The organism is Caballeronia sp. LZ003 (genome assembly GCF_031451465.1).
Classification (GTDB): domain Bacteria; phylum Pseudomonadota; class Gammaproteobacteria; order Burkholderiales; family Burkholderiaceae; genus Caballeronia.
The window spans coordinates 712,945-729,648 of record NZ_JARUXJ010000003.1 but is presented as its reverse complement, the minus strand read 5'-3'; the positions used below and the strand labels follow the sequence as shown (position 1 = coordinate 729,648).

Annotated in this window: 18 protein-coding genes; 10 read left to right on the top strand and 8 right to left on the bottom strand. The window is 62.4% G+C overall.

The genetic code is table 11. The features are described 5' to 3' along the window. Positions 1-25 precede the first annotated feature (25 nt). Together QCE79_RS20965 and QCE79_RS20960 are read right to left on the bottom strand one after the other, a co-directional pair. Positions 26-667, bottom strand: a complete 642-nt coding sequence (locus tag QCE79_RS20965) for an HD domain-containing protein (protein WP_244831936.1) — start codon at positions 665-667, stop codon at positions 26-28. A gap of 405 nt (positions 668-1,072) precedes the next feature. Continuing rightward, positions 1,073-2,002, bottom strand: a complete 930-nt coding sequence (locus QCE79_RS20960) for a LysR family transcriptional regulator (RefSeq protein WP_309847577.1) — start codon at positions 2,000-2,002, stop codon at positions 1,073-1,075. Here QCE79_RS20960 and QCE79_RS20955 point away from each other — a divergent pair. The 6 genes from QCE79_RS20955 (at position 2,001) to QCE79_RS20930 (ending at position 8,671) form a co-directional block, all read left to right on the top strand. Next, positions 2,001-2,159, top strand: coding sequence for a hypothetical protein (locus QCE79_RS20955; RefSeq protein WP_309847575.1), 159 nt, complete (start codon positions 2,001-2,003; stop codon positions 2,157-2,159). The genes QCE79_RS20960 and QCE79_RS20955 overlap by 2 nt on opposite strands. Continuing rightward, complete coding sequence (locus tag QCE79_RS20950; RefSeq protein ID WP_244831234.1) at positions 2,156-3,304, top strand: FAD binding domain-containing protein; 1,149 nt, start codon at positions 2,156-2,158, stop codon at positions 3,302-3,304. The genes QCE79_RS20955 and QCE79_RS20950 overlap by 4 nt, the downstream gene beginning before the upstream one ends. Positions 3,305-3,341: 37 nt before the next feature. Beyond that, complete coding sequence (locus tag QCE79_RS20945; protein ID WP_250527207.1) at positions 3,342-4,556, top strand: MFS transporter; 1,215 nt, start codon at positions 3,342-3,344, stop codon at positions 4,554-4,556. Positions 4,557-4,719: 163 nt separating this feature from the next. After that, the gene (locus QCE79_RS20940) at positions 4,720-5,940 is read left to right on the top strand and encodes a c-type cytochrome (protein ID WP_404989407.1); all 1,221 of its coding nucleotides are present in this window, start codon (positions 4,720-4,722) and stop codon (positions 5,938-5,940) included. Then, the gene (locus tag QCE79_RS20935; RefSeq protein WP_244831231.1) at positions 5,937-6,413 is read left to right on the top strand and encodes a (2Fe-2S)-binding protein; all 477 of its coding nucleotides are present in this window, start codon (positions 5,937-5,939) and stop codon (positions 6,411-6,413) included. The genes QCE79_RS20940 and QCE79_RS20935 overlap by 4 nt, the downstream gene beginning before the upstream one ends. Further along, positions 6,410-8,671 (top strand): molybdopterin cofactor-binding domain-containing protein, encoded by a 2,262-nt coding sequence (locus QCE79_RS20930; protein WP_309847565.1) that lies wholly within the window; start codon positions 6,410-6,412, stop codon positions 8,669-8,671. The genes QCE79_RS20935 and QCE79_RS20930 overlap by 4 nt, the downstream gene beginning before the upstream one ends. Positions 8,672-8,770: 99 nt before the next feature. Here QCE79_RS20930 and QCE79_RS20925 read toward each other — a convergent pair whose 3' ends face one another. Both QCE79_RS20925 and QCE79_RS20920 read right to left on the bottom strand, forming a co-directional pair. Further along, positions 8,771-9,301, bottom strand: a complete 531-nt coding sequence (locus tag QCE79_RS20925; RefSeq protein WP_244831229.1) for a DsbA family protein — start codon at positions 9,299-9,301, stop codon at positions 8,771-8,773. Next, the gene (locus QCE79_RS20920; RefSeq protein ID WP_250467907.1) at positions 9,298-9,807 is read right to left on the bottom strand and encodes a redoxin domain-containing protein; all 510 of its coding nucleotides are present in this window, start codon (positions 9,805-9,807) and stop codon (positions 9,298-9,300) included. The genes QCE79_RS20925 and QCE79_RS20920 overlap by 4 nt, the downstream gene beginning before the upstream one ends. Positions 9,808-10,335: 528 nt before the next feature. Between QCE79_RS20920 and QCE79_RS20915 the strand changes: the two genes are divergently transcribed. From QCE79_RS20915 to QCE79_RS20900, 4 genes are all read left to right on the top strand, one after another. After that, positions 10,336-11,607: an MFS transporter gene (locus QCE79_RS20915; protein ID WP_309847561.1), complete on the top strand. Its 1,272-nt coding sequence runs from the start codon at positions 10,336-10,338 to the stop codon at positions 11,605-11,607. Positions 11,608-11,651: 44 nt separating this feature from the next. Further along, positions 11,652-12,350 (top strand): VOC family protein, encoded by a 699-nt coding sequence (locus tag QCE79_RS20910; RefSeq protein WP_250467905.1) that lies wholly within the window; start codon positions 11,652-11,654, stop codon positions 12,348-12,350. 171 nt (positions 12,351-12,521) lie between these two features. Next, positions 12,522-13,640 carry a porin gene (locus QCE79_RS20905; protein ID WP_309847557.1) on the top strand — a complete coding sequence of 373 codons (1,119 nt, stop codon included), beginning with the start codon at positions 12,522-12,524 and terminating at the stop codon, positions 13,638-13,640. 98 nt (positions 13,641-13,738) lie between these two features. Beyond that, positions 13,739-14,668 carry a LysR substrate-binding domain-containing protein gene (locus QCE79_RS20900; protein WP_309847554.1) on the top strand — a complete coding sequence of 310 codons (930 nt, stop codon included), beginning with the start codon at positions 13,739-13,741 and terminating at the stop codon, positions 14,666-14,668. A 15-nt stretch (positions 14,669-14,683) separates the two neighbouring features. On the opposite strand, the gene QCE79_RS20895 is transcribed toward QCE79_RS20900, so the two are convergent. The 4 genes from QCE79_RS20895 to QCE79_RS20880 all read right to left on the bottom strand — a co-directional run bounded on the left by QCE79_RS20895 (position 14,684) and on the right by QCE79_RS20880 (position 16,580). Next, entirely contained in the window at positions 14,684-15,418 is a 735-nt protein-coding gene (locus QCE79_RS20895) for an LrgB family protein (protein WP_244831223.1), read from the bottom strand. Then, the gene (locus QCE79_RS20890) at positions 15,415-15,786 is read right to left on the bottom strand and encodes a CidA/LrgA family protein (RefSeq protein WP_309847550.1); all 372 of its coding nucleotides are present in this window, start codon (positions 15,784-15,786) and stop codon (positions 15,415-15,417) included. Before QCE79_RS20890 ends, QCE79_RS20895 begins: the two co-directional genes overlap by 4 nt. A gap of 105 nt (positions 15,787-15,891) precedes the next feature. Further along, positions 15,892-16,077 carry a DUF2934 domain-containing protein gene (locus QCE79_RS20885; protein WP_250527200.1) on the bottom strand — a complete coding sequence of 62 codons (186 nt, stop codon included), beginning with the start codon at positions 16,075-16,077 and terminating at the stop codon, positions 15,892-15,894. A 122-nt stretch (positions 16,078-16,199) separates the two neighbouring features. Continuing rightward, positions 16,200-16,580: a hypothetical protein gene (locus tag QCE79_RS20880; RefSeq protein ID WP_250493945.1), complete on the bottom strand. Its 381-nt coding sequence runs from the start codon at positions 16,578-16,580 to the stop codon at positions 16,200-16,202. Positions 16,581-16,704: the final 124 nt, after the last annotated feature.

Here is a 16,704-nt window from a genome sequence, read left to right as displayed (position 1 = left end):
CGGCCATGTGCAATAGCCTTCGATTTCAGTTCGGCCAGTCCGATCCCAACACCAGCCCGCAGAAGTTCAGTCGCCGGTAGTTCGGGTCCCAGCGATCGAGCACGTCGGCGTTCACCGTGCCGAAGGTCGTATCCGGCCGATGCTCCATGCCGCGCGCATACGCTTCGATCAACTTCTTCTTGAAGCCGGTTTCCCGCGGATACGCCTGCACGATCTCATCTCGCTCAGGCTCGCTGAACTGGTCGTAACGCGCGCCCGTCACGTCCATCTGCACGCCGGCGGCGATGAGCGCGACCAGCGTCGAAAGATGTTCCGGAATGCCGGGCGTCGTATGCAGCGCGATGCCGAGCCACACCTCTTCGATCTGACGCTCGGCCACGCCGTGCTGACGCATGAAGTCGCGCGCGGCATCGGCGCTGTCCACTTCGAAACGGTTCGGCGAGTGCTGGAAGCGCGTGTTCAGTCCGACATCGTGAAACAGCGCGCCGAGGTAGAGCAGTTCGGCATCGAAGGGCCTGTTCTCGCGGTGGCCGGTCAGTGCGCCGAACAGGAACGAGCGAAGCGCGTGATGAAACATCAGGACGGATTGCGTGGCGCTGATCAGATTCGTGGCGGCCTGCGCCATCGCGGTATCGGGAATCGCCACGCCTGCAATCGTCAGCTTCATGCCCGCTCCTGTGTGTCGAGACATGGCGAGCGGTCCGTCACGACGCGCTGCATTCGCATGACGTCGAGGACCGTTCGCAGTCCGCGTTCTTTGTCAGAGGGTAGCGAAACGAATCTTTAAAGGCTTTGGCGGGTTCTAAAAAAGCCTTAAGCGCTGCGATGCGGATTGGCGCCAAGAACCGTGAACGACGGTGAATACGCGAGATGCCAGGCAGTCTCAACGCACCACGCCCGAACCACGCGCCAACTAAGCGCCAACTAGGCGCGACGGTCCTTAAAACTTCTTAATCCGATGCGCGGCGAAGCATGTCGTTCAAGCGTCTTTCCCGCGCCCACGCGCCGCCTCAGAACATTTCACGTTTTTTGCAGGACTTTAGCCGCGCTGCGTTCCTACACTGCACTCAGTTCAAGAGCCTCGGTCTTCGCCCGAAGCGCGCAGACGCGTTTCGAGAAACTGCACGAGCGCGCGCACCTTGCTGGATTGCCGGCGATTGGACAGATACGCGGCGTAGACCACGGCATCGCCCGAGTGAGGACTGGCGTCGAACTGTTCGAAGAGACGCACCACGCGGCCCGCGCGAATGTCGGGCGCGACTTGCCATTCGGGCAGCAACGCAATGCCTCGTCCGGATACGACGCTTTCGAGAAGGATGTCGAGATTATTCGACAGCAGATGACCGCGCACATCGACACGCTGTTCGTCGCCATCGCGCCGGAAGGTCCAGACCTGGCGCGTGCGATAGCCGCCGCCGTACGCGAAGCGCAGGCACTCGTGCGCGTCGAGGTCCTGCGGTGTCTGCGGCGTGCCGTTGCGGGCGAGATACGCGTGGCTTGCCACGACATGGCGCGGATTGTCCGCGAGCTTTTTGACGATGAGATTGGCGTCGCGGTCGGCGCGGCCGATGCGGATCGCAACATCGATTCGATCGAGCGCGAGGTCCGTGAAGTGATCGGCGATGACGACATCGAGAAACACGCGCGGATGCTCCGCGAGGAACGTCGCAAGATGCGGTGCGAGGCACAGGCGGCTGTACGTGGACGGCGCCGAGATCCTAAGTGTGCCCACGGGCGCCGCGCCGCTGTCGAATACGCTTTCGTCGGCTTCGGCGAGGTCGTCGAGCACTTTCGAAACCTGCTCGACATACGCGATTCCGGCATCCGTGAGGCTGACTTTGCGCGGCGTGCGCGTGAGCAGCGCGGCACCGAGCGAGTCTTCGAGCGAATCCATGAGACGCGTGACCGATGACGTGGCTACGCCCAGACGTTGCGCTGCCTTCGAGAAGCCGCCAGCGTCCGCGACTTCCAGCAGCGTCCTGACCGCGAGGAGCTTGTCCATGTTCGCCCTCAATCCACATTTCGTTGCGCCCGACGCAACGCGAACTTGCATTCTATCCATATTCAACAATCGCGACGCAACGCATAAGCTGCGTTCATCGGCTCCAGAAGGGTTCATCACCGCGCGGCGTTTAGCGGCGCAAAGGAAAGCAGCATGAACGCGTTCGATAAACCGCGTGCCGTCGTCATCGGCGGATCGCTTGGCGGCTTGCTCACGGCCAACGCCCTGCGCGCGGCAGGCTGGCATGCCGATGTTTTCGAAACTTCGCCGAACCAGCTCGAAAGCCGGGGCGGCGGAGTCGTGTTGCAGCCGGATGTGCTGGAAGCGCTCGCATTTGCGGGCGTCGCGGTGCCGAATCCGCCGGGCGTGAATTCGGGTGATCGCATCTATCTGGATCGCGAAGACCGCGTGCTCGAACAGTTCCACATGCCGCAGATGCAGACGTCGTGGAGCCTGCTCTATCGCGCGATGAAAAACGCCTTGCCCGCGCAGGCGCTTCATGCGGGCGAGACCTTCGTCGATTTCGATCAGGACGGCGAGCGCGTCGTCGCGCGCTTCGAAAGCGGCCGCAGCGTCGAGGCCGATCTGCTGATCGGCGCGGACGGTATCCGCTCGACACTCAGGCGGCGGCTCTTGCCCGAGATCGTGCCGGTCTATGCAGGTTACGTGGCGTGGCGCGGACTCGTCGAGGAACCCGACCTGCCGATTTTCGCCGCGAACATGCTGCGCGACCGCTTCGCGTTTCAGGACGGCGACGGGCACTCGGGACTTTCATACCTCATTCCCGGCGATGACGATTCGACCGTGCCCGGCGAGCGTCGCTGGAACTGGGTCTGGTATCGCAAGTACGGCGCCGAACGGCTCGGTGAACTGCTCGTCGATCGTCATGGCGAGAAGCGCGCGTTTTCGTTGCCGCCGGGTTCGACCAAGAACGCCGACATCGTTCAGTTGCGCGACGAAGCGCGGACCATGCTTGGCCCGACTTTCCGCGCACTCGTCGAATCCACGGACGATCCGTTCATGCAGCCGATCGTCGATCTGCGCTCGCCGCAAATGGTGTTCGGCCGTGCGCTGCTGCTGGGCGATGCGGCGTCCGTGCCACGGCCGCATACGGCGGGCAGCACCGCCAAGGCGGCGGCCAACGCACATGCGCTGGCGCTGGCGTTGTCGGCGGTGGCGGATGGCGGCGAGACCATCGATACCGCTTTGCGACGCTGGGAGCATCAGCAATTGCAACTCGGCCGGCGCATGACCGATCTAGGAATTTCGCTCGGCAACCGCCTGATGAAGGTCGGGCATTGAGCGCGCCGCTTTCTTCTTTTTGATTCGAGGAGTCGTCATGTCGACCCAGGCATCCACCACGACGGGCAGTAGCAGCCCCGTCAAGCTGACACGCGGGCTCATTGCGTTGTTCGCGTTCTGTTGCGGCGCTATCGTCGCGAATCTTTACTATGCGCAGCCGATCACCGAGCTAATTGCACCGGACATCCATATGTCGGGCGGCGCGGCGAGCATGATCGTGTCGCTCACGCAGATCGGCTATGCAATCGGCCTGTTCTTTCTCGTACCGCTCGGCGATCTGCTGGAAAACCGCAAGTTGATGATTATCACCGCGCTGGTGTCGATCGCGAGCCTTGCCGCCGCGGCGTTCACGCATCAGGCGGGCTTGTTTCTCGGCGTCTCGCTCCTGGTCGGCTTCAGTTCGGTTGCCGTGCAGATTCTGATTCCGCTTGCCGCGCATCTCGCGCCCGACGAGTCGCGCGGCAAGGTGGTCGGCACCATCATGAGCGGACTCTTGCTCGGGATTTTGCTGTCGCGCCCCATATCGAGCGTGGTCGCCGGTCACTTCGGCTGGCGCGCGGTATTCGGCTGTGCGGCCGTGTTGATGGCGGTCGTCACGAGCGTGCTCGCGTTGACCATTCCGCGTCGCCAGCCGGATCACAAGGCCACGTATTTCGAACTCATCGGCTCGCTTGGACACTTGATTCGCACGATGCCCGTCTTGCGGCATCGTTCGTTTTATCAGGCGCTGATGTTCGCTTCGTTCAGCCTTTTCTGGACCGCGATTCCCGTCGAGTTGACGCGTCACTTCGGACTGTCGCAAACGCAGATCGGCATCTTCGCGCTGGTCGGCGCGATAGGCGCGACGTCGGCACCGGTAGCGGGACGGCTCGCGGATGCGGGCCACACGGTGCGCGCGACGCTCATCGCGCTGGTGGTGGGCGCGCTGGCATACGCGCCGGCGTTGATTCATCCGGCATGGGGCGTGATCGGATTGGTGGCGACAGGCATCGTGCTCGACTTCGGCGTGCAGATGAACATGGTGCTCGGCCAGCGCGAGATCTATGCGCTGCACGCGGCGAGCCGCAATCGTCTCAACGCGCTTTACATGACGAGCATCTTCGTGGGCGGCGCGGTCGGATCGGCGCTGGCGAGTCCGCTTTACGAGCATGGCGGCTGGCCGCTGGTGGCAACGGTGGCAACGGCGTTTCCGTTGATCGCGCTCACGCACTATCTCGCCATCGGACGGGGACATGCGGCTCGTCACGCTTAATGAAAGCTCGTTTGCCTTAACAAGATTTCAGCGCCGCTTCAGGACATTTTCGCGGGCGGTCGATACTTTGACCGGTAGTTGCATGACCACTTCCAAAGGTGCGTGAATGACTCGCAAGTCCCGATTGCTGGCGGGCGTAAGCGTGGTGGTCGCCGCCGCGCTGATGATCGCCGCATGGCTGATGTGGCAACCGGCCATCGCACCGGTCACGCCACCCGCGCCGGCGTCGTTCGACGCAAACACGCGGCTCGCGGGCGCGCGCGTCGTCGCGTTGGGCGACTGCATCGTGTGTCACACGGCCAAGGGCGGCAAGCCGTTCGCGGGCGGCCTGCCGCTCGCCACGCCCTTCGGCACGATCTACGCGACCAACATCACGCCGGACGTTGCGACAGGCATCGGCGACTGGTCGCTCGAAGCCTTCACGCGCGCGTTGCGCCATGGAATCGCGCGCGACGGGCACCTGCTGTATCCCGCGTTTCCGTATATCCACTTCACGCGCATGCCTGACAGCGATATCGCGGCAGCCTATGCCTACCTGATGACGCGCGAACCCGTGAAAGCAAGCGCGCCCGCCAATCGGCTCATCTTTCCGTTGAACTTCCGGCCCTTGCTCGCCTTCTGGAACGTGCTCTTTTTGCGGCCGGGCCCGGAGCATCCGGATGCATCCAAAGATGCCGAATGGAATCGCGGCAAGCTGCTCGTAGATGGCCTCGGTCACTGTGCATCGTGTCATTCGCCGCTCAATCCGATCGGCGGAGAAAAGGCCGGGCATGCGTTCGATGGCGGCATCGTCGACGGCTGGGAAGCGCCCGCGCTCAACGCACTGTATGCAGCGCCGAAGCCGTGGACGCGCGAGCAACTCGTGACGTATCTGCGTACCGGTCGCGCGAGCGAACACGGCGCGGCCGCCGGCCCCATGCTGCCCGTCACGCGCGATCTCGCAACCGTGCCCGAAGAAGACGTGCAGGCAATCGCCGCGTATCTCATGTCGATACAGAAAGCACGGCCCGCCATCGCCAATGGCGTCGCGCCGGAAGGCACATCGCCCGCGATACGACGTGGCGCGACGCTCTTCGCCGCATCGTGCGCGCAATGCCACGGCCCGGCCGCGCCGATGCAGTCTATCGGCGAGCGCCCCACGCTCGCGTTCAGCAGCGCCGTCGATGCCGCGACGCCGCGCAACGCAATCCAGATGATGTTGAGCGGCAACGGCTGGCATGGCGAAGACAGCACGAACTACATGCCCGGCTTCGGCCAGATCTACGACGACCGGCAGATCGCCGATCTCGCGTCCTACATTCGGGCGACGTACTCGCAACGCGATCCGTGGACCGGCATCGACGCCATGGCGGCCAGCATCAGAAAGGAGAATCACGCGCGATGATCAACCTCACCGTCAACGGCGCGCAGCACGCGCTCGACATCGATCCTTCGACACCGCTGCTCTATGCCCTGCGCGAGAACCTGCAACTGCATGGCGCGAAGTTCGGCTGCGGCCTCGGGCAATGCGGCGCTTGCACCGTGATCGTGGATGGCGAAGCCGTGTTCTCATGCCTGATTCCTGTCGCGGCCATCGGCAAGCGGCCCGTGCGGACCATCGAGAGTCTCGGCACGATCCAGCATCCCGGCGCGCTGCAAAAAGCGTTCATCGATCATCAGGCCGCGCAGTGCGGCTACTGCATCGCCGGCATGATCATGCGCGCGCAGGCGCTCATCGACCGCAATCCGCATCCGACCGAGAGCGAACTGCTCGAACACATGGAGCCGAACCTTTGCCGGTGCGGCACGCACATGCGGATTCTCGCCGCGATCCGCGAAGTCGCGCATCTGAGCGCACCGAACGGAGGCGCGCAATGAGCGTCGCGGAAGACAGGATCGACGAGAAACGGCGGCGCTTTCTCATGTCCGGCGCGCTCGTCGTGAGCTTCAGCATGCTTCCCGGCGTGAGCGCCATGGCTCAGGAAGTGATTGCCGACGAAGGCGCCGAAGTGCACATCGGCCGGGCGACGCAGGCGCTCGCGGGCAGCCTCAAGACCAATCCGTATCTCGATTCGTGGATCAAGATCGACCGTACGGGCAAGGTTACCGTCTACACCGGCAAGGTCGAGCTAGGCACGGGCGTGCGCACCGCGCTCCTGCAGATCGCCGCCGAGGAATTGGACATGGCGCCCGCGCTCATCGACTTCCTCACCGCCGATACGGGCGCCTCGCCGGACGAAGGCCTCACCGCGGGCAGTCACACCATTGCCGATAGCGGCAGCGCGTTGCTGAACGCATCGGCACAAGTGCGCGGGCTTCTCGTCGATGCGTCCGCTCGTCATTTCGGCGTCGCCAGCAATGTGCTCCGCACGCACGATGCAGTCATCGAAGCGCCAGACGGACGACGCATGACGTACGGCGAAGCGGTCGGCATGATCGATCTGCATCGCGTGGCGTCGGCGGTCTCGCCGCTCAAGAATCCCGCGAGCTTCGACATGATCGGCACGTCGTTGCCGCGCGTGGATATTCCGCGCAAGGTCACGGGCGGCGTGAGCTATGTTCAGGACATGACGATGCCCGGCATGGTCCACGCCCGCGTGGTGATGCCGCCCGTGTACGAGGCGCGGCTCATGGAAACCGACACGCCCGCCATCATGAAGATGCCGGGCGTCATCAAGGTCATCAGAAACGGCAGCATGCTTGCCGTGGTGGCCAAAGGCGAATGGCAAGCGGTGCAGGCGCAACGCGCGCTCGCTGCGGGAAGCCAGTGGAGCGCGGGGCGTGCGTTACCTGATCCGGCCACCGTGCATCGCGATTTGAAGACGATCTCGACGCAGCATATCGAGATCGCCGATACACACGGCGCGGCCGGCGCGCCGGCAAAGACGCTCGACGCTCGCTACACGCGCCGCTACATGATGCACGGCTCGATCGGACCATCCTGCGCCGTCGCTATGTTCGAGCACGGCGCGATGACTGTATGGACGCATTCGCAAGGCGTGTATCCGTTACGCGACGGCCTCGCCGAGATGCTGTCCATGCCGAAGGAAAAGGTACGTTGCATCCATGTCGAAGGATCGGGCTGCTACGGTCACAACGGCGCGGACGATGTCGCCGCGCACGCCGCGCTCATCGCACGGGAACTGGAAGGCCAGCCCGTGCGCGTGCAATGGATGCGCGAACAGGAGCACACGTGGGACCACTACACGCCCGCGATGGTCACTGAAGTGAGCGCGTCGCTCGACGCTGGCGGGAATATCGTCGACTGGAATTATGCGCTTTGGAGCAGCTCGCATAACGAACGGATCGTGAACGCGGGCCGGTTGATTCCGGCGCAGATGCTGGAACATCCGTTCGCGCCCGCGCCTTCGACGCCGATGGTGCAGCCTGAAGGCGGCGGCGACCGCAACGCCATTCCGCTCTACACGTTCCCCAATCTTCACGTGATGAACAACTTCTCGCCGACGATGCCGCTGCATACGTCAGCCATGCGTTCGCTCGGCGCGCATATGAACGTGTTCACCATCGAGATGTTCATGGACGAACTGGCGGCGGCCGCGAACGCGGACACCGTCGCGTTCCGGCTGAAGCATATGCACGACCCGCGCGCCCGCGATGTCATCGCGCTTGCGGCGGAGAAGTTCGGCTGGCCGCGTGCGCCGCGCAAGCGCAATCACGGCGTCGGCTTCGCATTCGCCAAATACAAGAATCTGATGGCTTATGTGGCGATAGCGGTCGAGGTGTCCGTGGTCCCCGAAACCGGTCAGGTGGTGCTGGAACATGCCGAGGTCGCGGTGGATTCCGGGCAGATCGTGAATCCCGACGGTATTCGCAATCAGATCGAGGGCGGCGTGCTGCAGTCGGCGAGCTGGACGCTGTACGAGGAATTGCAGTTCGACACGAAGCGCATCCGCAGCTTCGACTGGAGCAGTTACCCGATCCTGCGATTTTCCGCCGTGCCGCGCGCGGTCAACGTGCATCTGATCGATAGACCGGGCGCGCCGTTTCTCGGTGCAGCGGAAGCGTCGATGGGACCGACCGCGGGCGCGCTCGGCAACGCGCTCTTCGACGCCACGGGGAAGCGGCTGCGCGACATGCCGCTAGCGGGCGACGGGCTGCGGCGGCGGTTGGACTAGCCGCCGCGCACGAATGCAGCGGGTTGGAACACATGCCGCTGGCTGACGAGAACTCACGCGAGGCAGCGCCCCTGGAGACTTGAGGCGCTCGTGCTTCGGTTATTGCACGCGATCGAGCACCGCCCGCAACGCTTCGAGCAAGCTCGCCGCATCGCGCTCGCCGTCATAGCGATGCCCGTTGATGAACAACGTCGGCGTGCCATTCACGCCGCTTCGCAAGCCGCCATCGAAGTCTTGCTGGATGCGCGCGTCGAAGGCGCCATCGAACGCATTCGAAAGCGCGTGCGCGGGCACGCCGAGTTGCGCCGCGTATTGCGCGAGCGCGCGATCGCCAAGCGACGCCTGGTGCTCATACAACACATCGTGCGCTTCCCAGAACTTGCCGATGCTCGCCGCGGCTTCCGCGAACTCGGCCGCATGAAGCGCATGCGCGTGCATGTCGGTCAACGGAAAATGCCGGAAGACGAACCGCAATTGCGCGCCCATGGCCGCCTGCACGGCCTTGATTACGCCGTACTCGGCGCCGCAATAGGGGCATTCGAAATCGCCGTATTCGACGAGCGTCACGGGTGCTTCGGCGTCGCCCTGAATGTGATCGAGCGGGCCGACCGGCGGAGAAAGATGGCTCATTGCGCGTCCTGTTTCGTGGATGAGTTCAATTGCTCGAGCGCGTCGAGAATTCCATCGACGCCCGGATTCACGGTGATCGGAGAAACGTAGGCCCAGCGCACCACGCCGTTGGCATCGAGCACGAACAACGCGCGCTCGGCGACGCCTTCGGCCACGCGATACACGCCGTAGCGTCGCGCCACTTCGCCTTTCGGCTCGAAGTCGGCGAGCAGCGGAAAGTGCAGCTTGCGTTGCGATGCGAACGCCGCGTGCGACCACGCGCTATCCACGGAGATGCCGACGAGCTGCGCACGCAGCCGATGGATCGACGATAGCGCGGCGTTGAAGAGACCGAGTTCATCGCCGCAAACTGGACTCCAGTCCGCCGGATAGAACGCGATGACTACCGGCGTGCCGCGCAATTCGGAGAGCGAGATTTTCTGATCCGGCGTGGCCTGCAAGGTGAAGTCCGGCGCGCTCGTGCCAATCTGAATGATGGGTGCCGCGTGAGAAAGCGAGGTGGTCATGGCCGGCTTGTTTCCTCCGATGTGGGTGAACCGCCCTGCCGCAGCGGTCGTCGTGTAAACGAGGATAGGCCGGATGGCGCTGCGTAAAAAGCTATCCGTGGGGATTGCCGGATCACGACCGAGGTGGATTTTTATAGACCTTCGTATAGTCGGCGACGCTGCCGTGCGTTTTCGGAACAGTTTTTCAAAGAATGGGTGAGTGGGCGATGCTTGAGTTGCCGCCGCAACTCCGTCTTTCTTCTTCACGTCCCTATTCTGCCGGCATTGGCGCGCCTGCTTCCGCGCCGCTTCAACCCCTCTGCATGGCAGCGAATGCAATGCTGCGTTGCCTTGAAGCCCCGTTTATCAATTTTTTTGGCATCAATAAGCTACATAACAAGTGGAGATACACCGGTGTCCTCCGGTTCAAGTGGAATCGTGAGTTCTGTTCCATCTTGAGCTGTCTGCCTTGCTGAACGCTCAACGCTGCGCACATTTACGCGTCGTGCCGAACTTCTATTGATCAACCGATAATTGGCGATTGCTTCCATGAATGTTTCAACGAACACACCAGGCGAATTCAGACGCGGATGGGCGCAGCTGATCGGCTCGACCGTCGGCCTTGGAATTGGCGTAATCGGCCTGGGCTCCTACAATCTCGGCCTGTTCGCCAGAGACCTGCAAAGTGCGGTCGGCCTGACGAAGACGCAATACGGCGCGGGCTATCTGGCATTCACGCTCGGACTCGCCATTGGCCTGCAAATGTGGGGACGGCTGCTTTCGCGTTTCGGCGCCGCCCGCACCGCAGCAGGCAGCGCCCTCGCTCTGGCTGCGTGCTTTGCAGGGATGGCGGCGTTCATCTCCACGCCCATCGCGTATATCGTGCTCGTGGGCCTGGCCGGATTCTTCGGCGGCGGCACGAGCGGCCTCACGTTCACACGGGTAATCAGCGGCTGGTTCGACCGCAGTCGCGGATTCGCGCTGGGTCTGACACAAGTCGGGCTGGGACTGTGCGGAGCCGTTTTGCCGCCGATCATCGCCATGACGATCGCCCGATCCGGCTGGCATGCCGGTTATCTGATGCTCGCGGCGATCGCGGCTATTGGTGCACCCGTCTCGCTCCTGATCCTCCGGGACAATCAGCAAGACATCTCGGGCGCTTCAAACAATCCCGAAGTCGCCGATCCGAAAGCGCTGGCGAAGGAGTTTGCCGCGGTCAAGCGAAGCCGGACTTTTTGGCTCATGTTCGTGGCCTTCACGTTGTCGACGCTATTCGTTGCAGGCAGCGCGCAGCACATGGCGCCGATGCTTCGTGAACTCGGTGCGACACCGACCTCGGCGGCGAAGTATATGAGCCTGATCGGCGTGGGCACGATCTGCGTGCGCCTGATCGTCGGTTGGCTCTCCGACCACGTGCATGCGCCGCGCCTCATGGCGTTCTCCTGCCTCGTCGGGATGGGCGGCGTCCTGTCGCTCAAACTGGGCGGCCTCGCCTTTGCACCGCTCTATGCCTTCACGGTCGGCTGGGCATTCGGCGGAGAGATCGATTTGGTCGCTTATATGTGCACTCGCTACTTCGGGTTGCGCATGTTTCCACGCGCTTATGCATGGCAGTACGGCTCGCTGTGCATCGCGGCCGGTGTGGGCCCGCTTGGTATCGGCTGGCTCGCGGATCGTCTCGGCAGCTATCAACCGGCGCTCGTGCTGTGCGCTGCGCTCGCAGCTGGCGCCGCCTTCACTTTCCTCTTGCTGCCACGTTACGACGGCACCGCTGGCGACGCGCACCGGCAAGAGAACTTCGGACTGACCTCGACCGATTGAGCAGTCACATAACGAGTACGTATTACTTCATCAGGAATGACGCAATGATCCACTTCGACCATGTCTGCCTTGCAGCGCTCAACGTCTATGAAGCCACGTTCCGGCTCAGCCGTGAAACCGGCTTAGGCAACTACGACGGCGGCTTCTTTCCACTCTACGGCATCGGCCATAAAGTCGTACCGCTCGCGCCGGATATCTATATCGAAGTGGAAGGAATCGTCGATCACACCGTTCTCCAGCGCGATCAACCTCTGCCAAGGTTTTTCGAGCAACAAACACGAAATGGCGACTGTTTCGTCGGCTGGTGCCTGCGGACCGATTCGCTCGATGAACTGAAAGCGTTCGCCCGGCATCACGGAACAGTGATCGATGAAAGCACGACCGGCAAGGATGCCGGGCGCCAGATGATGAACGGCAATCGCGGCTTTGCGCTGCAAACGCCCAGCGCGATGACAGCGTGGCCTATCGGCAAGCCAAATTTGTACTTCAAGCCCGGTAACGCTCCGCATACCGCGAGTCTGCCCGTGGAACCGGGAACTGGAAGCGTACGCGGCGAAGGTCTCGACTGGATCGAGATCGGCGAAGACGAAAGCGCGCTGGCCAACTGGCTCGGCGAGATTGCACGACCTTCCGATTTCCCGTTCGAGATTCGTTACAACGGCAAGACCTCGGGACTCTATGCGCTCGGTGTGAGAACGAGCGACGGAGAACGGGAGATCCGCCGCGCGTCCGTGCAGCTTTGAGCTTCCCGACATCGCAAACCGCGCAAAGGCAGTGACCGGCCTTTAGCCCGACGCCCACGTCCGTCTCACCGTGACGGGTGGGACAACCGCATCGACCCATTTCGTATTGCCGATATCGATCGTCGCGACCATGACGAGCCCGTTTGTCGCGCCAAAATCATGGAGTATCACGTGAAGTTCAAGCACCTCGCTGTTGCTGCAGGACTTTTGACTGGCCTGCAAGTCCCGATTGCGCATGCGCAAAGCAGCGTTACGTTGTACGGGTTGATATCGGTGGGCGTCGCTTATTCGCCGAATCAATCCGGTCATCATACGTATCAGGCCATCACCGGACAAAATCAGAGCCCGCGCTGGGGACTGCGTGGGATCGAAGATCTCGGCTCGGGCCTTAAGGCAGTATTCACGCAAGAAAACGGCTTCAATGCGTTGAACGGCGCATTGAGCAACAACGGCCGCGAGTTCGGCAGACAGGCTTTTGTCGGCCTTTCGAGCGACGCGTGGGGTACGCTTACCGCTGGCCGTCAGTACGATGCCGTCGTCGACTATCTGGGACCCAATACGGCATGGAGCTGGCTCGGGAGTATTGGCGATAGCGACAACACCTTCAACAATATTCGCATCCAGAATTCGTTGAAGTATGCGAGCCCGGACTTCCACGGTATCAAGGCCACTGCCTTGTATGGCTTCAGCAACTCATCCGGCGGCTTTGCGGACAATCGTGCCTTCAGCCTCGGCCTTCGATACGACCACGGTCCCTTCAACTGGAACGTTGCGTATGCGGAGTACGACTCGCCGTACAGCAACACCAATCAAACGGGCGCCGTCGACAACGATTACTCGCCCACGTACCTGCTATTCACGCACAGCGCGTTGCCTTCGAAGGCCTATGCCAGCAAACAAAGAATTCTCGGCACCGGCGGCTTTTATGTAGCAGGCCCGCTTCGCTTAGGCGCAATGTTCACGAACGTGGATTACAGCTATCTCGATCAGAGTCACCTGAATCTGAAAAACTTCAACGTGAGCGTCAACTACAACATTCGGCCCGACTTGCTGATCGGCACCGCTTACGTTTTCACGCGCGGAAAATACGACAATCCCGACCAGTCGCCGATGTGGCACGAGCTGAACGTCACGGTCGATTACATTCTTTCGAAGCGCACGGATATCGCCATGCTCGCCTTCGCCCAGCAAGCTGCGGGCGATGCCACGCACGCCACCGTGCTCGGCTACGGACCGTCGAGCAGCAAGCGTCAGCTCGTGGTGACGCTCGGCATTCGTCACAAGTTCTGAACGCGATCATTCGATGCACCGAGTCTGCCCTCCTCTTTCTGGATGAGTACACTGTCAGCGACGCTCGAAGGTCGCGGCGTCGAACTCATAGAGAGCACATGGACAAGCTGTTGGCATTGAGAACCTTGCTGGCGGTAGCGGAATCCGGCGGCTTCACGGCAGCCGCGCATGAACTCGGCAAGACGACGTCTTCCGTCATGCGACTGATGGACGGACTCGAAGCGTCGCTCGGCACGTCGCTTTTGACACGCACGACGCGCAGCGTCACGCTCACCGACGCCGGTGTGACCTACGTCGAGCAAGTGCGCCAGGTGCTGGCCGATCTGGCGGGCGCCGACGATAGCGTCATCGACACCGGTATCGATCCCATGGGCTCGCTGCGCGTGAGCGTATCGGCAACTTATAGCCGGCTGCATATCGCCCCGCATATCGCGACGTTTCTACGGCAGCATCCGCGCGTGAATCTGGAACTGGTCGTGTCTGACAGTCACATGGATCTGGTCAGCGAGAAGATCGATCTGGCCTTGCGCGTTGGCGTGCCGACCGCCGACCCTCGTCTCATCGTGAAGCGGCTCGGCCACAGTGCGCGATGCGTCGTGGCAAGTCCGGCGTACTTGCAGAGGCGAGGCCATCCGCACGCAGCTTCGGAACTCGTTGCACACGACTGTCTGCGGTTTGCGTATAAGCCCGGCAACCGGCAGAAGTGGGTATTCCGCTACCCTGACAGAAGCGAATCCGTCGATGTCGGCGGTCAATTGTTGACGAACAATCTCGACATGCTCGCGGGCGCGGCGCTCGGCGGGCTGGGCATCGCTCTGCTGCCGCAATGGCTCATCGGGGCGTCGGTACGCGACGGATCGTTGACTGCCTTGTTCGACGACGCCCAGGTCACGCCGGAGGGCGGCGACGCTTTCGTCTATGCGACTTACCTGCCTAACCGGCGTCATTCGCGAAAGGTGCATGCGTTCATAGACTTCGCACAGCGCGCGATTGCGGCGCCGGGTCATGCGGTCAGAACCGGGCCTTAGTCCGTCGATACCGCATCAAACAAACCGCGCCAGCATCGGCAACAACACCGGCACGACGAACGCCGTGAACACACCGTTCAGCCCCATTCCAAGCCCGGCAAACGCGCCCATCTCCTCGCTCACCTGAAACGCGCGCGCCGTTCCGATGCCGTGCGACGCCACGCCGAGCGCAAACCCGCGCGCTTCGACTTCGTTCACACGGAGAAGGTTGAGGATGCCCCGCGCGGCAACCGCACCGAAGACGCCCGTCGATATCACCAGCACCGCCGTAAGCGACGGCACACCGCCGACCTGTTTGGCAACCGCCATGGCGATAGGCGTCGTAGCCGACTTCGGCGCAAGCGATGCCACCGTCTGGCGCGATGCGCCCATGAGCGCGCCCACCGACACCGCCGAGACGATCGCCGTCAACGAGCCCGCCGCAAGGCTCACGATGATCGGCAACGCGAGCCGCCGCAGATTCGCGAGCTGCCGGTAAAGCGGCAACGCGAGCGCGACGGTCGCGGGTCCGAGCAGAAAATGCACAAACTGCGCGCCGTCGAAGTACGTGTCGTACGGCGTGTTGCTGGTCTTTAGCACGACGACGACGATCGCCACCGCGATCAACACCGGGTTTGCCAGCGGATTGAATTTGAAGGCTGCGTAGATGCGCTGCGCAATGAGGTAAGCGAGCAGCGTGATCGTGAGCCCGAGCAGCGGCGTGGCCGCCAGATAGACCCAAATACCTCCGAGGCGTGGGATCGCGGTCATGCGGCGCCTTTCGTATCGTTGGAGAGGCGGCGCTGTCGGCGCAACATCGCGCGCATGACGAGCGCGGTGACCGCAATCGCCAGCGTCGTGCTAACCGCGATGGCCACGACGACCGCGACGAGGTCTCCACTCAGCGCTTTCGCCGACACCATGATGCCGACGCCTGCAGGCACGAACAGTAGCGAAAGATGACGGAGTATTTCGAGCGCGGTGGGTTCGAGCGCGTTGGCTACCTGCGGACGTATCGCGAGAAAGCCAAGCAGCATGAGCATGCCGACGACAGGTCCAGGAACGGGAATGCTGAACAAATAGGAGACGCCTTCGCCCAGACACTGGAAGACGAGCAAGGTGGCTAGCGCTGCGAGCATGGAGTCTGTGTGGTCCGATTGAGAGAACGCGTTGCGCCCGTATTCTAGTCAATCGAACTCCGATGCGCCGCGTGACGCATCGGATGCCTTGCCTGCGAAGAGACGTTACTTGCCTTGCGTGGCGCTGGCCGTGGCAGGTTCTTCGCTCGTGGAACTCTCCGGGTCCTCGGCTTCCAGTTGAGTGCGTGCCTGCTCCCAGAATTCTTCGGCACGTCCATCGGGGCTGCCTTCTCGCTCCCATAGTTCATAGGCGCGGCGGCGAATGCGGTCCTGTTCCTTATGATCTTCCATGTCTTCTCCATGATTGGCTACGAACCGGCGCCGACGCGCTACCTAAAGTCGAAGCCCCGGCAATTGTGATTAACCTCAACAACGCTTATTGCCGCGATACCAGTCCGACCAACGAGGTCTTGTCATAGATCGCCACTTTCCAGCACGACGAAGCCGGATCGGCTGCGCGCCTGCTTGATCATCGCCGCCCGGCCGATTGCCGGCGCATGCCTGATGAACAGAGCGAGTTCGGGCTCGGATACACCTGGCACGCCGTGACGATCGCGCAAGGCGTCGTGCGTGACGGCCCCGCGGTGTTCCACGCCACGCACATTGAAGCGAAAGTTGACCGCTTCGGAAAAGCTGTCGTCGACCGCGCCGAATACGTCGGCGGAATCGATGTTCCTTTGGGCAGCGCTTTCCTCATCGACCAGACCTTTTCCCTTCAGAAACTGGGAAAACTGGCGACCCATGTCGAAGGACACGCGTTCGAAGTCCACGTTCTGAAGAAATGCGAATCTCATGGCTCTCTCCGTTGCAGCATTTGAGTTACGACAAGCAGGCGGCGTGCCGGGACGGACTTTCTCTCCGACGACTGTGCGCAAGCGCACGGCCGCAGTGCGTTTCACATGCATCGGAAGACTGTGG

Excerpts from the sequence above, each read along its gene's own strand:
- QCE79_RS20965 (WP_244831936.1), bottom strand. The coding sequence starts at position 667 with ATGAAGCTGACGATTGCAGGCGTGGCGATTCCCGATACCGCGATGGCG.
- QCE79_RS20955 (WP_309847575.1), top strand. The coding sequence starts at position 2,001 with ATGTTCGCCCTCAATCCACATTTCGTTGCGCCCGACGCAACGCGAACT.
- QCE79_RS20960 (WP_309847577.1), bottom strand. The coding sequence starts at position 2,002 with ATGGACAAGCTCCTCGCGGTCAGGACGCTGCTGGAAGTCGCGGACGCT.
- QCE79_RS20950 (WP_244831234.1), top strand. The coding sequence starts at position 2,156 with ATGAACGCGTTCGATAAACCGCGTGCCGTCGTCATCGGCGGATCGCTT.
- QCE79_RS20945 (WP_250527207.1), top strand. The coding sequence starts at position 3,342 with ATGTCGACCCAGGCATCCACCACGACGGGCAGTAGCAGCCCCGTCAAG.
- QCE79_RS20940 (WP_404989407.1), top strand. The coding sequence starts at position 4,720 with ATGATCGCCGCATGGCTGATGTGGCAACCGGCCATCGCACCGGTCACG.
- QCE79_RS20935 (WP_244831231.1), top strand. The coding sequence starts at position 5,937 with ATGATCAACCTCACCGTCAACGGCGCGCAGCACGCGCTCGACATCGAT.
- QCE79_RS20930 (WP_309847565.1), top strand. The coding sequence starts at position 6,410 with ATGAGCGTCGCGGAAGACAGGATCGACGAGAAACGGCGGCGCTTTCTC.
- QCE79_RS20925 (WP_244831229.1), bottom strand. The coding sequence starts at position 9,301 with ATGAGCCATCTTTCTCCGCCGGTCGGCCCGCTCGATCACATTCAGGGC.
- QCE79_RS20920 (WP_250467907.1), bottom strand. The coding sequence starts at position 9,807 with ATGACCACCTCGCTTTCTCACGCGGCACCCATCATTCAGATTGGCACG.
- QCE79_RS20915 (WP_309847561.1), top strand. The coding sequence starts at position 10,336 with ATGAATGTTTCAACGAACACACCAGGCGAATTCAGACGCGGATGGGCG.
- QCE79_RS20910 (WP_250467905.1), top strand. The coding sequence starts at position 11,652 with ATGATCCACTTCGACCATGTCTGCCTTGCAGCGCTCAACGTCTATGAA.
- QCE79_RS20900 (WP_309847554.1), top strand. The coding sequence starts at position 13,739 with ATGGACAAGCTGTTGGCATTGAGAACCTTGCTGGCGGTAGCGGAATCC.
- QCE79_RS20895 (WP_244831223.1), bottom strand. The coding sequence starts at position 15,418 with ATGACCGCGATCCCACGCCTCGGAGGTATTTGGGTCTATCTGGCGGCC.
- QCE79_RS20890 (WP_309847550.1), bottom strand. The coding sequence starts at position 15,786 with ATGCTCGCAGCGCTAGCCACCTTGCTCGTCTTCCAGTGTCTGGGCGAA.
- QCE79_RS20885 (WP_250527200.1), bottom strand. The coding sequence starts at position 16,077 with ATGGAAGATCATAAGGAACAGGACCGCATTCGCCGCCGCGCCTATGAA.
- QCE79_RS20880 (WP_250493945.1), bottom strand. The coding sequence starts at position 16,580 with ATGAGATTCGCATTTCTTCAGAACGTGGACTTCGAACGCGTGTCCTTC.